This window comes from Psychrobacter sp. T6-4 (assembly GCF_052258425.1).
Taxonomy (GTDB): domain Bacteria; phylum Pseudomonadota; class Gammaproteobacteria; order Pseudomonadales; family Moraxellaceae; genus Psychrobacter.
This window is the reverse complement of the sequence record NZ_JBQQEZ010000013.1, coordinates 1-13,764: the sequence shown is the minus strand read 5'-3', so window position 1 is coordinate 13,764 and position 13,764 is coordinate 1. Positions and strand designations below refer to the sequence as shown.

General features: G+C 44.5%; 9 protein-coding genes. 1 reads left to right on the top strand and 8 read right to left on the bottom strand.

Annotated features, from left to right (window positions below):
- Positions 1 to 294 precede the first annotated feature (294 nt).
- Positions 295 to 2,016: an alpha/beta hydrolase family protein gene (locus ACTXGE_RS09925; RefSeq protein WP_443541447.1), complete on the bottom strand. Its 1,722-nt coding sequence runs from the start codon at positions 2,014 to 2,016 to the stop codon at positions 295 to 297.
- A gap of 263 nt (positions 2,017 to 2,279) precedes the next feature.
- On the opposite strand from ACTXGE_RS09925, the gene ACTXGE_RS09920 reads away from it, so the two are divergent.
- Entirely contained in the window at positions 2,280 to 3,188 is a 909-nt protein-coding gene (locus ACTXGE_RS09920) for a methyltransferase domain-containing protein (protein WP_443541446.1), read from the top strand.
- A 29-nt stretch (positions 3,189 to 3,217) separates the two neighbouring features.
- Here the strand turns inward: ACTXGE_RS09920 and ACTXGE_RS09915 are convergent, their stop codons facing one another.
- The 7 genes from ACTXGE_RS09915 to ACTXGE_RS09885 form a co-directional block, all read right to left on the bottom strand.
- Positions 3,218 to 4,405, bottom strand: a complete 1,188-nt coding sequence (locus ACTXGE_RS09915) for an ABC transporter ATP-binding protein (protein WP_443541445.1) — start codon at positions 4,403 to 4,405, stop codon at positions 3,218 to 3,220.
- Positions 4,406 to 4,469: 64 nt separating this feature from the next.
- Entirely contained in the window at positions 4,470 to 6,092 is a 1,623-nt protein-coding gene (locus ACTXGE_RS09910) for an ABC transporter permease (protein ID WP_443541494.1), read from the bottom strand.
- A gap of 133 nt (positions 6,093 to 6,225) precedes the next feature.
- Complete coding sequence (locus ACTXGE_RS09905) at positions 6,226 to 7,341, bottom strand: Fe(3+) ABC transporter substrate-binding protein (RefSeq protein WP_317199974.1); 1,116 nt, start codon at positions 7,339 to 7,341, stop codon at positions 6,226 to 6,228.
- Positions 7,342 to 7,569: 228 nt separating this feature from the next.
- Positions 7,570 to 8,307: a 16S rRNA (uracil(1498)-N(3))-methyltransferase gene (locus ACTXGE_RS09900; protein ID WP_443541444.1), complete on the bottom strand. Its 738-nt coding sequence runs from the start codon at positions 8,305 to 8,307 to the stop codon at positions 7,570 to 7,572.
- Between the two features lie 87 nt (positions 8,308 to 8,394).
- Positions 8,395 to 9,969: a 3-deoxy-D-manno-octulosonic acid transferase gene (locus ACTXGE_RS09895; protein WP_443541443.1), complete on the bottom strand. Its 1,575-nt coding sequence runs from the start codon at positions 9,967 to 9,969 to the stop codon at positions 8,395 to 8,397.
- Positions 9,970 to 10,071: 102 nt separating this feature from the next.
- The gene (locus tag ACTXGE_RS09890) at positions 10,072 to 11,625 is read right to left on the bottom strand and encodes a tetratricopeptide repeat protein (RefSeq protein ID WP_443541442.1); all 1,554 of its coding nucleotides are present in this window, start codon (positions 11,623 to 11,625) and stop codon (positions 10,072 to 10,074) included.
- Between the two features lie 72 nt (positions 11,626 to 11,697).
- A complete protein-coding gene (locus tag ACTXGE_RS09885) occupies positions 11,698 to 13,335 on the bottom strand; it encodes a cardiolipin synthase (protein WP_443541441.1) in 1,638 nt (545 codons plus the stop codon).
- Between the last annotated feature and the right edge of the window lie 429 nt (positions 13,336 to 13,764).

Sequence of the window (13,764 nt, the reverse complement as noted above, 5' to 3'; positions counted from 1 at the left end):
TAATGTAAAACAGTAGGAAAATGGCGATAGTTTTAAGGTTTAAATAAAGAAGCTATTTTAGCATAAATTTAGGCGCTTAGGGGTATCTGAGTGTCATTAAAATCAAGCAAAAGCGCTAAATATTGACTTATATTTTGATGCGTTTTAGACTCCAAAATTATGCTAGCTTAATCTCACTTTTTATCGCAAGTTTTAGTCCGTATTTAACGGACTCATTTGACACTAAAATAAAAAAAACTGCATCCGATTGGATACAGTTTTTCGTTTGCTTAATATTTATGAGTTTATCGAAGATTAGCTCATTCTAAGCGGCGTTTGAATCACTCTATCATTGTCTTCTTGGTTAGCCGTTTGATTAAAGTTTTGCTCAAAGAACTCGCGCGTCGCTTGAGTACAGGCAGTGCTTGCAAGTGCACCGTGATAGTTTGCCAGTGTCGCCTGGCCTGCAGCTTGCGCTAATAGTATAGGATCAGTTACCCCTGCTGCTCTAGCATTTGCTATAGCCCGATTCTGCACAGCGGTCAAACTTGCGGCAAATCTACTTTGAATATTATCAATAGTATCGGTACTCATCCAAGCATTACTCATAGCACTACCGATTGAAGTGACCGTATTTTGGTCGCGATCATCATCATTGGTCGCATCTACATCCAGAACGGTAATGTTTAAATTAGCAGAGGGCGCAGCGCTTGCTTGTTGCAATATAGCAGACATAGACCCTGTATTTAAATCATAAAATACTGTTGGATCCTGATTGCCCCCACACAGTAATGTTGGCATCTTTGGAATATATCCACGCAAATCATTATCTTTTAACGCTTTACGAAGGTTGTTTTGTGGGTTCGCTGCTGGTAAGGCACCTGTCATTGCGATCAAACTATCAGGATTGGCTAATGCATCAGTAACAAAGGCCGCTCTAAAGTCAGTTTTGATAAGATAGTTGGTATCACTAAATCCTATCGATGCAAAAGGTAGTGGGCTTCTTGGTAGCGCATCAAGTACAGTATTGCCGGTAGGCTTTGCTTCAAATAGCGCAAACTCAGGTAATTTACCAGCATCCACTAACTCATCAAAGGTAAGCAAACTTGGCAACTTAGTATTGGCATATTGGCTGCTAAATATATCTGTAGTATTACGATAAATATCTTTGTATTTTTTCTCTAAACCTGTTGCCAATAATGGCGCAAAGCGCGTAGCGCCGATGTTTACGTTGCCAGAAAAGATAGCATCACCAAACGCTGCTAATGCGTAAGGGCCAGATAATGGTGCGATAGCGGTGACTGTTTCGCCATCTTGCTCTAACGCTCTAGCTGTGGCCATAGCTACGTGACCACCTTGTGAGTACCCACTGATAAACAGCTTACCAGAATCCTCAATACCAGTGTAATTTGCATTATTATTGTCCTGTTCATCATCAATGATATCGCGTGCACTCTCTAATGCATCGATCATATCAGTAGACTGCTGCTCAGCGACCAAATACGGATGATAATCGAGATCTGACTCATCATAACCGGCGTAGTTAGGTGCGACAACGATATACCCTTGAGCAGCAAAGTTTGCCGCGATTAGAGTTGCTTCACCCACCGCTGGGTTTTGTGGATTACCGACTTGAGCAAAATCGTAGTCTTTATCCGTTGTGGTACCATGAGCATAGAGTAAGATAGGACGATCACCTTGACAGTCCGCATTATCACCACTAGGCAACATCAAGGCTGCGGTTGCAGTGGTATCTTCGCCAGCAGCGCCTTCAGTTTTATAAGTGACTTTTTCTATTTTGATGTCACATTTAGCATTAGGTATTGACGGATCATTTGCACTAAATGCGCCATCTATTGTTGCCCGATTAAATTCACTAATAGACTCAACACTAATGTCTGAATTATCGGTTATTCTTTCATTAAAGTCGTTATCATCCCCGCAGCCTACTAGCAGTAAACTACTGGCAACAGCGACCGATAAGATACAACGAGTCATAGTAGGTGTATTAACAGAGGTGGATTTGGGTATAATCATAGGTGCTGTCCTTAGCATGAGTTGGGCAGATAATTGCCTAAAATCCTTGGCAGTAAAAGTGCATCAGCCTATCATTCGATAACGAGCAATTAAAAGCTTAATTATCTATAACTTAGTCAATAGGCGTCATTATTTATACCGTAAAAAAACTTCAAAAGCTACTGGTATAATATCCTTGCCGTTCACTTTTATTTTACTAAATCTTGTAGCGCGAGAAATAGAAGCCACTTCTTGATAGAACAACAAATAAAGACCCAACTATTATGCACAATAAAAGCCAGACGCATCAATATAGCACGAGCCAAACGATAAATTCAGTAGAGCAAGAATCACAAGACAAGCGAGCAGATCGCAGTTTTGATGATATCGCTGATCATTTTGCAAAGAAAGTCTATGGCGGTCTAAAAGGCGATATTAGATTGGCAGTGTTGCGACGCGATATCTTTGAATATGTCAAAAATATGAGCGAGGAGCTTGGGCGACCCTTACGTGTTTTGGATGTAGGCGCAGGACTCGCGCAAATAGCGATCCAGCTGGCAGCTTTGGGTCATACTGTCGTCATCAACGATATCTCTGCCAATATGCTAAATAAGGCCAAAGACAGCATCACCTGTCAGGACACTTTAGATAATATAACGTGGCACGCTTGTCCTTATCAGCAGCTGGAGGACAAACTCGCTGCTGACAAGATAATAGGTGATGAGAATAATGACGCGGATAAATTTGATTTCATTCTGTGTCATGCGCTGCTTGAATGGCTAGCGGATCCTCGCGAGATTATGGATTTTTTTGATCGTCAGCTGACAAGTAATGGCGCGCTATCTTTATGCTTTTATAATCCCGCCAGTTTCGTTTATCGCAACCTGATAATGGGTAATTTTAATTTGTTAGATAGCTTACTAGAGGATGACGGCTACAAAGCGGACAACAAAAAAAGCCTGACGCCCAATCATCCCGTTGCCAAGGTAGAGGTGGAATCGTGGCTACAACAGCATGACTATCAAATAGTGTTAGAGAGTGGCTTGCGCGTGTTTCATGATTATGCTCCGCTCAAACGCGGCGGGCATAATAACCCTGAAGATGTGATACGAATGGAGCTACGCTACTCAAATCAAGAGCCCTATAAGCGTATGGGGCGTTACTTGCATATCTTGGCGCGTCGCTATTATTGACAGTTTATTATTAAAGTCAAAGCGCTGAGTTAACTATTTACTCGGTCATATTCTGACCACGTCGTGGCATTGATCTCTTTTTCATCAAATACCACGACATGCTCAAGTATCGGCAAAATACCGATGTGCGAGCCAATCTCGTGATTGTGATGACTGGGTACTAAAGACAAAATCGTCTGACCGTCATCGAGTTGCAAGCGGTAGAGATAGTTGGCACCGCGAAACACCCGCCCTACAACGAGTGCGGTCTGTGTACTCTCGTCATCATGAATGATATCGTCAGGTCGCACCAGTACTTTGATGGGCGTACCGTTAGGATAGTCATACTCACAATATGTTGATTGTCCCGTCTCATCATAGACCTCCATGCGCCGATAAATATCACCAAGCGCCGTCTCGACGTGCCCTTCTTTAATGATGCCATCTATCATCGCCCCTTCTCCAACGAACTCTGCGACAAAAGGACTGATTGGCTCATGATAAAGCTCGCTTGGCGTTGCCCACTGGACAAGCTTGCCGCGATGCATAACGCCAACTTTATCTGCGATGGCAAAGGCTTCATTTTGATCATGAGTGACTAGTATCGCAGTAGTATTGGTACGCTTTAAGATATCGCGCACACTCATCGCTAGCGACTCACGCAGCATAACATCTAGGTTTGAGAATGGCTCATCGAGCAGTAGCAGTTTAGGTTTAGGCGCCAAAGCCCGCGCTAGTGCTACGCGTTGCTGCTGACCACCAGAGAGCTCATTGGGACGTTTATCTGCATGTTCGCTCAGCTCAACGAGTTTGAGCATCTCATTTACTCGCGCGCGTCTATCGGCAGATGACCACTTATTGAGACCAAAAGCGATGTTTTTGGCGACGCTCAAGTGTCCAAACAGCGCATAGTCCTGAAACACCATACCCATACCGCGTTTGGCGGGTGCGACTGCGAAGGAAGTGCGAGCGGTTTTTTTAGTCAAACGCTTACCGTTTAGGCTGATAATGCCCTCACGAGTCGGCTCTAAACCTGCGATTGCCCGTAGTGCGGTAGTCTTGCCGCAGCCACTATAACCCAAAAAACAGCCTATCTCGCCTTGTTGCAACTCAAGTGACAAGGATTTGACGACCACAAAATCATCATAGCCTACGACCAAGTCTTGCACTTGCAAATATGCCTCGCCATTAGCTGTGCTATTAGTATGCGGTTGGTCGTAACTTGAGTCGGTAGGCATAGATGGCACCAGTCGCTATTAATAAATAAGAGTAATTAGTAAATATTTATATTGAAGCTAAATACTAGCCTTGTTTTTCGCTTTGTCTTAGCAGTATCCAAACGGGAATAAGACCTACGAGCACTATGAGTAAACTAGGTAGCGCTGCTCGCGCCCACATGCCTTCACTGGTCATTTCAAACACGCGCACCGCTAGGGTATCCCAGCCTTGCCGGCGTGTCATAAGCGTGATCGGCATCTCTTTCATCACTTCAACGAAACCCATAAGCAGCGCAGTAAGCACGCCAGGACTGAGCACTGGTAGTACTACACGTTGCCAGCGCTGTAATGGACTGTCGCTAAGTAGTTTAGCGGCCGCTTCTTGATTGATAGTCAAGCGCTGAAGTTGTCGATCTATAGGCTGAAAACTAACGGTCAAAAACCGCGTTGATAGCGCTAGCAGCATGACAATCACGCTACCTGAGAGAAACTGTTTTGAGGTAATGCCAAAGGCAATGAGTTGATTATCAAGCCATGCAATAGGAATAAATACCCCAACCGCCAGCACCGTACCTGGGACGACGTAGCCTAGGTTAGCTAACGTGGTCAAAAGCTTGGTGGTTTTGTCTGGATACTGACGTTTTATCCAAGCGATAATGATAGCAAAAAACGCGATGAGCAAGGTGGTCATACTAGCAATCATCAAGCTATTGGTCACAAAATCGATGTAACGCGCATCAAAATCTTCTTGATAATTCATCGCAGTCCAATAAATCAGCTGCAAAAACGGTATCAAAAACGCAACCAAAAAAACGGTCGTACAAAACAGCGTCATCGCCAGTTTGCTTGCGCTACTGCTGTCAAAACGTCGGTTGCTACCTTGCGTCACTACGTTGCTGCGCCGCGCTTGCCAATATTGCTCAAAGAGCACGACGATAAACACCACGCCTATTAATAACGCGGCAAGTTGGGCGGCGGTCGTTAAACTAAAAAATCCAAACCATGCTTTATAAATAGCAGTGGTAAAGGTATCGACATTGAATACCGATACCGCGCCAAAGTCCGCCAAGGTCTCCATACAAGCAAGTAGCAACCCACCAATGATCCACGGCAGCGCTTGCGGTAATGCTAATTTAAAGAACACCCGACTGCGGCTAAATCCTAGCATTTGCCCCGCTTCGATCGCACGGCGTCCTTGCGATAAAAACGCTTGACGCGCCAGCAGATAGACATAAGGATAAAAGGCCAACGACAGTATCAGTCCTGCGCCCCACACGTTGCGCACTGATGGTATAGCAGTCGTCAATCCAGCATCACGCAAAAAAGTCTGCAAGGGCCCGCTAAAGTCAACGATACCTACGGTGACGAACGCCAAGACATAAGCGGGTATCGCAAGCGGTAGCATGAGCGCCCACGTAAAAAAGCGCTGCCCTGGGAAGCGGTACATACTGGTAAACCAAGCCAATATCGTCCCGATGCTGCCAGAGAATACCGTGACCATAACCAGTAAGATAGCGGTATTTTTAAGCACTTGTGGCAATACGTAATCTGCCATGTGCGTCCAGATATCAGCGACCGGCTGTGTCCATGACAGTAGCACAATCAAAATCGGCACCAGCATAAACAATGAAATCAGCCCTAAGACTGATTTCGATAAAATGCGCTGCACAACCGTATAGTCACGGCTGCTGGCGCGCTTTTGGCGGATATCTAACTTATTAATAGTATTACCTTGCAAGACGTTTTCGGTATATTCCTCATCTATCTCTATTGTATATAAATAAAGCTAGATGAGAGTGCTTTTATTACCGATAATCCCTATTTGCTTTTATTTTTTACTGTTATTTATAGCCCGCTTTATCCATCATTTGGATAGCCCCAGTTTGTAGCTCACCAAATTTCTGTACATTGATATCGTCTTGTTTAAACGTGCCCCAAGATCTGAGCATATCCGACTCATCAACGCCTGCTTTGACAGGATATTCTTTATCAGCACTGGCATAGATACCCTGTGCTTCATCAGATGACAACCATTCCATCAGTTTCAGCGCGCCATCTGGATTGTCTGAGCCTGCGACCACGCCTGCGCCAGAGATATTCACATGAGTACCCGTTCCACCTTGATTGGCCCAGAATATATTAACAGGGAAATCAGGCTTTTCATCGAGCAGACGACCATAGTAGTAGCTGTTTGCGATACCGACTTCACACTGACCAGCAGCGATTGCCTCAAGCAAGCTGGTATCATCGCTAAAGACATCCGTTGCAAGGTTATCCACCCAGCCGCGGATGACCGCTTCAGTTTGCTCTTCACCTAAGTGCTCTATCATGCTGGCGACTAGGGACTGGTTATAAACCTTTTTAGAGGTGCGCAGACATAATTTACCTTTCCATTTTGGATCGGCCAGGTCAGCATAGGTAGACAACTCTTCGGCATCAATTTTGCTTGGATCGTAGAATATAGTACGCGCGCGTAATGATAAACCCGTCCACTGACCTTTTGGATCACGGTATTTGGCAGGAACGTTTGCAGTTAGCACCTCTGATGCGACAGGTTGCAAGAGACCTTGCTGTCCTGCCTGCCATAAGTTACCCGCATCGACAGTCAATAGCATATCGGCTGGCGTGTTGTCACCTTCAGCTTGCAGGCGCGCCATAAGCGGACCGTCTTTGTCAGTGACTAGCTCAACCTCGATACCTGTCTCTTGGGTATAGCGATCTAAAAGGGGTTTTATCAGCTGCTCGTTACGAGATGAGTAAACAGTTACCGTAGGCTCATTGCTGTTAGTCGCTACGGTTTCAGTAGCCTCAGTTTCAGTAGCTGGCGTCTCGCTATCAACACTCGTTTCAGGAGTAGAGGCATTATTACAACCCGCTAATCCTAACATTGCCCCAAATACAGCAACAGATAAAATTTTGGTCGAGGGCAAGCTGATGCTCGTAGCGCTAATTGACATGGTTATCTCCGCAGTAATGCTCGTCGTTATAGAGGCTTTTGATAGAAGCTGCTATCTATAGAATGCAATAAATAAATAAATAAAAAATCAGACCCAAAAGTCCGAAAACAACATACTAATCTAAATGAGATTAATTATCAATACATTTATTTAGCACAATCTGCTATCTATAGTTTACGTGTTTTACTGATATATAAGGTAGGCTTTTAACTGAGTTTACGGATAGTTTTAACTTAGTAACCACTGCCCCAAGATCACATTGACCGCCGCTTCAGTACGCAGTATCCGTGACCCCATGCTAACCGCTTGACAGCCTTGTTTGGCAAGCAGGTCAATCTCATAATCAATCCAACCGCCCTCGCTACCGATACAGACGACAGAAGGTAGTAGCTGTAAATTTGTCTCATTACACAGCGTTTGCATATATTGCGTCAATGACACCTCGCTATAAGGATGCGCGACGATAGCGCCTGTAGTGATTAAGTCTGCAAGTTTGTCCTCGACAAAAGGTTTAAAGCGTTTTTCTAGCGTGATACTAGGCGCGGTGGTGTCAACGCCTTGTTGTAAGCCCTCTAGTACAAACTCATCGAGACGATTAAGCATTGGACTTTGCCAATAGCTCTTTTGCGTACGATAGCTGTTAACCAATATGATGTCGCGAACGCCTAAGGCGGTCATATCCATTATTAAACGGCGCAGCACTTTTGGACGTGGCAAGGCTAAAACCACGCTAACATTGAGCTTAGGTGGCGGCTCAACGGTCAAGGTAACATCAAAAAGACTAATCTGAAGCGGCGTTATGTGTTCAATAATAGCGCTACCAATATTACCGCCAAGTTGCCCTATTTTTAGGCTATCCCCTACTTTTAGCCCAAGCACTTTGTCAATATGTTCAATCTGCTTAGCATCATCAATGACTGCAGTCGGCAAAGTGATATTGGCTGCGGGTAATAAAATACAGTTCATGTAAAATGCCGTTTTCAGTAAATTGATTTATAAGCTTTCAAGGATATAAGGCTTATAAGCATAAAGGCTTTTAAGGATAAAGATAATTTAAGCCTTTATCGCTGAATACTCTTCTATAACTTCTTCAATCATAGACAGTTGCCGCGTCAAGACAGACTGCTGCTCTAATGTCATTGTTTTGCCTGCTTTACCTGCCGTAAGTGCCAGTTCTGTCTCACTAAGCCATAGCTTTAGTTGCTCATAAATCAGCGTGTCGTCAGTCGTTTGATCATCCAAAGCCTCTCGATCCTGCTTATGGATAGCTTGATAATAAGGATTATAGGGTTGATACAGCGCGCCGGCGCTCGCCAATTTATCGACCACACTCTGACACGATTGTGTATAGCGCCCTATCAGTACTGGTGTCCCAACGCTAGCAGGCTCTACTGGATTGTGCCCACCGATATCGACCAAAGAGCCACCGACTAGTGCTACGTCAGCGAGCTTATACCAGTGCATGAGCTCGCCCATACTATCAGCCAAATATACTTGGGTCTGATCAGTTATTTGCTCATCAAGACTACGCCGTGCCATTGTCAGTCCTGACGCTTTAATAAGCGTTGCCACCTCATCAAAGCGCTCAGGATGCCTAGGGACGATGATAAGTAAAACCTTATGAAGCGCTGATTCTGCTAGCAATCGTGTATGCAACGTCAAAGCTGCTGCTTCCTCACCACTATGGGTACTCGCCGCTACCCAAATGGGACGCGCTAATGCGTCTCGTTCTGTGTTAGCAGCAGATGTAACGTTGGACTCTTTTTTTAAGGCCTTGTTTTTTGTCTTATCCTCAATCTCAACTGTCGCTTGAGGATTTTTTGCTGTGATCTGCGGGGTATTTATGACCCATTTGAGCGAGCCTGCCACCCGAATCTGCGCGCTTTGCGCACCTAACTGACGAAAGCGTTTGGCCGACTCATCATCTTGCGCGATGATCAGCGTCAAATTCTCCATCATGCTCGTGCTGACCGCTTCTATCTTTTGATAGCGCTTAAAAGAGGACGCAGACAGACGACCATTCACTAAGATGCTAGGTATTTTGTGCTCAGATAGTTTGCTCAATATATTAGCCCACAGCTCAGTTTCGACAAACAGTGCAGCAATAGGCTCTACATGCGCCAAAAACGTCTCGACCACCGCAGGCGTGTCTACGGGAACATAGCTGTGGCTCAGCCTGCCTGATGCGATATCATTAGCAAAACGGCTAGCACCGCGTGCAAATCCTGTCTGCGTGGTATTGGTCAGCCAGATCTGGTAGCCCTTTGCGAGTAAGGCATCGAGCAGTGGCGCGATGGTATTAGTCTCACCTAAAGATACGGCATGACACCAAATAACGGATTGAGGGTTAGTTATCATACGGCTGTTTTTAACAAGACTGGTTTGATCAGAACAATTTTGATCATTAGCTTGGGATACTGGAGGCGGCGGATAATGCTTGCCAAAACGCTGCGCTACTTCTTGCTGATAGTTGTCGTTCTTGTGCGAGCGTCGCCAGACTTGTATACGGTACAGAGGCTTTAATAAGCTAATAACCAATCGATAATAAAAAGGCGGCTGATGCGTGGCCTGCACGGTTGATAGTACTGGACTTACTGGGTCTGATGGCGACATATGAGAGGATGGCATAAAATAGCCCAGTTAAAGGTAGAATAAAGAAGAGTTTGACAAGCGCGCTTATTTTAATGCAATTTTATGACAAGTGGTAGCAACTCTTATGAGCGCTTTGTCTTAGACAAAAATAATTAATAATAGTGCGACAATGATGATAGCGCCGATTAGTACCTGATAACGCTTGATACTGTGTTGTTCTTGTTTTTGTGTGGTTATGAGCATTTGGGCTTGTTGCCACTGCGCAACCACACTTGCCGCTTCACTATGACCATTATCCGCCGCTTGCTCTAGCCAATACTTACCCTTGTCGACGTCCTGCGCAACCCCAACTCCTTGATAATACAGTTTGCTCAGTAGACGCTGAGCACGGCTGTCATCTTGGTTCGCCGCTTGCTCGATTAAACGCACTCCTGATGTCATGCCTGTCTCTTTATCTGTGGACACACCCTCACCGAGTAGCTCATACATAGCCAGTCGTAGCATCGCGGCACTATTGCCAGCATTGGCTGAAGAGTGCAAAACAGACACCGCTTTTTGGCGGGCTAATTGATGCGCCTTTGAGAACTGAACCTCGTGACGCGGTTTATTTTGCTTAGCAATATGCTGCTCAAATTGATCGAGTACCCGACGCGCGCGATTGTAATCGTCCGTACCTGCGGTCTGTATGACCTCAATCTCATCTAACTCTTTTAATAATTGAGTAAACCTCTCAGGGGTGACGATTACTTTGGGCTCTTGCAGTTTTTGTATGGTTGGTTCTAGATTTGTCTCAACAGGCGCTATATTAGGTTGAGAAGGTGTCGATTGCGATGGTAAGACGTTCTCTTTAGACAATTTGTTATTCAACGCCTGAGTATCAGTTGCAATTACAGATGATTTCTCTGGATGCTGGGAAGATAGATTCTGCGCATCTACTGGTTCTGATTCTAGTTCTGGGTTTTGATTAGCGCTTAAAGCATTGACGTTATTGATATCTGACTTGATACTTTTAACTGGCTTACTTTTAACTGGCTTACCACTAACTGACTCACTAGGTATTTGCGCATCTTTTGTGGAAGATTGAGTGCTAAGATTTTGATCAAGTGTATTTTTAGCTAAATACGTACTATCTAAATGTATATTGGGAGGCAAACGCATTTTAACCGCTTGATACAATCCGCTTGCGACTTGACCACCTTGTACCGCTATAAAGGGGCGATCGATATGACCGAACAATCGCAGTCCTATAGGCTCTAATGGAAAAAATAAATCATCACCGCTTTTATCATTTTGACGATACACAACTGCCATATGCTGATAAAAATCATCCGCTGTTAATACAAGATTAGGATAACGTTTTTGCAATTCAAATTGACCATACCAATGCGCGATGTGTTGCCACTTTGACGCCAGTACGCGCCCAGCATAGAATCCCAAAAATATCAGTAAGTTACGATAGGGCTCCTCTGATAATATCTTTTTCTCATTCCAACGATCCGCTTTGATCAGTTCGCGCCGTATTTGTGATAACAAAGTATCGATACGCTGCAAACTAGCTAAAGACTCATCTAAACTGCACTCTCTTAATAGGGCCTCATAAGCTAAGCCGCCTGCAATAGGACGCTTAGCTAAAAAGTCTTGCCAATATCCTATGGCAATATAATCTAAAGGCGTCAAAGGCGAGTCAGACATCTGGCAGGTACTTCCTTAAAAGTATTTATACATGAATAAAAAATAATCTACCTTAGCGTAAAATTCAACGCACTACAATAAAGGGCTAAACAGCCGCACAACATTATCAAATAGACGCGCGTAGCTTGAGCGCTGTTGCCACTCAGTCAATGACAACAAGCGACAATTTTGTAGATAAGTCGCTTGCGCATCTGCAATTTGTGCCACCATCTGCGGCGTATAAATCGCCAAGCTGACCTCCATATTTAAATAGAAACTGCGCATATCGATATTTACCGTACCAAATAGACAATAGTCATCATCGATAACGACTGTTTTGGCATGCAACAAGCCACCTTTGAACAGTGCAATATTGACGCCAGCCTCAAGTAGCTCTTGATAATAGGCTTGTGAAGCATGTTGCACCAAGAACGAATCCACTTTTTTAGGAATAATAAGGGTCACTTCTACCCCGCGTTTAGCAGCTGTCGCAAGCGCGCCTGATAATGCTTCGTCAGGAACAAAATACGGCGTCGTTATCTGAATACGCTTATTAGCGCGGTGAATGACAGTGACGAGCGTGTTGTAAATGACATGCGCAGTCACCTGCGGAGCAGAAGGTATTAGCTGCGCAATGACCTCGTCTACAACAGGCATTTGCGGGATGACAATAGACGTCGACCCTGTATCAGGCGGCTCTATAAGATCGAGATTTGCACCTAGGACTTTTATACGGCTATTAATATCATTGATAGTCGGCGACATGACGTATAACTTACGCGTGTAGTTATTTACCCGCTGATCGAGCACATCTAGATTGTAGTTGTTTTCAGCGCCGATATCTGTGACGACCACTTTTGCTATAGCGGTTGCAATGTTGACTGGCCGCTCGCTGACAATGCGCATCATCATATCGATCCACTGCCCGACTCCTTTGTCTTGCTTAAAAAATGCGGGATCAACTAGATTAAAACTACCTATATAGCCAATGTACTCATCAATGGCGACCATCTTGCGATGATTACGTAAATCAGAGCGTACAAATAAAGTTTTGAATAGCCCTACCGGTAGCGATTGATGAACAAATACACCCGCTTGCTCAAGCAGTTTGTGCTCGGTACTGTTAAAGAATCTAAAACTGCCGACGCTATCGGCTAATATATGGCACTCAACTCCGCGCTTAGCTGCTGAGACTAGCGCCTGTATAATATCTAATACTTGACCCTTGGGATAAATGATATAAAACTCTAGCAATATCGTACGCTGAGCGTTCTCAATATCGGTAATCAAACGCCCAAAAATGTGATGGGGTGTGGTGAGCAGTTGCATTTGGTGATGCGCAAACACACCAAATCCCGTCCAGCGTGTGCCAATTTGACTGACGCCGCGGTAGTGATCAGGCAACAGGTCTTGACCTTGATCAAAGATCAAACGCTCACGCTTAGCCATGTCATTCATCAGCCCGCGTGCCTGCTCCAAACGCTGACGATAGCGACGCCCAATCATGGGCTCACCGAGCAAAACATAAGCAATAAATCCAACTACAGGCAAAGTATACAGCACAGCGATCCACGCAATCGACACGCCAATATTGCGCTGTACCGATACAATGCGCAAAGTCATCACTATCATAAGGATAACGTGTAGTAATAGCCCAAATCCTGCAAAATCACCCCAAGACCAAGTGGCAAAATGCTGCTCTACATCCCAAGCGTCTATACTTACCTCCATTGATCAAATGAGAGCCTGCATTAATACATAACCGCAGCTACTCAAAACATTCAGCCTGCGACATTATAGTCGTATTTGCGTGCATCATAAAAGGACTACTCCTTGTGTCCTTTTTATATCTATAACAAACATTTTATAAATTGCGCAAAATAATATTTGACAGGCTTTGTTAAGTCTATATAATACACACCCACAGCAAGGGGCTTTGATAGTCTTTATGTTGTGGGAAGTTTTTCAAAGGGTGACAACTTTGGATGGTAAGACTTTCGGAAATTCTACAACCTAGTATAGGTATAGGATTTCTAGAAAATTCCCTTTAAGGAATTTTCTCTTGCGAAGTTAAAAAAGCAGCGCTTTTTTTATACGCTTCTCAGGGTGATTAGCTCAGTTGGTAGAGCGTCTGCCTTACACGCAGAATGTCGGCGGTTC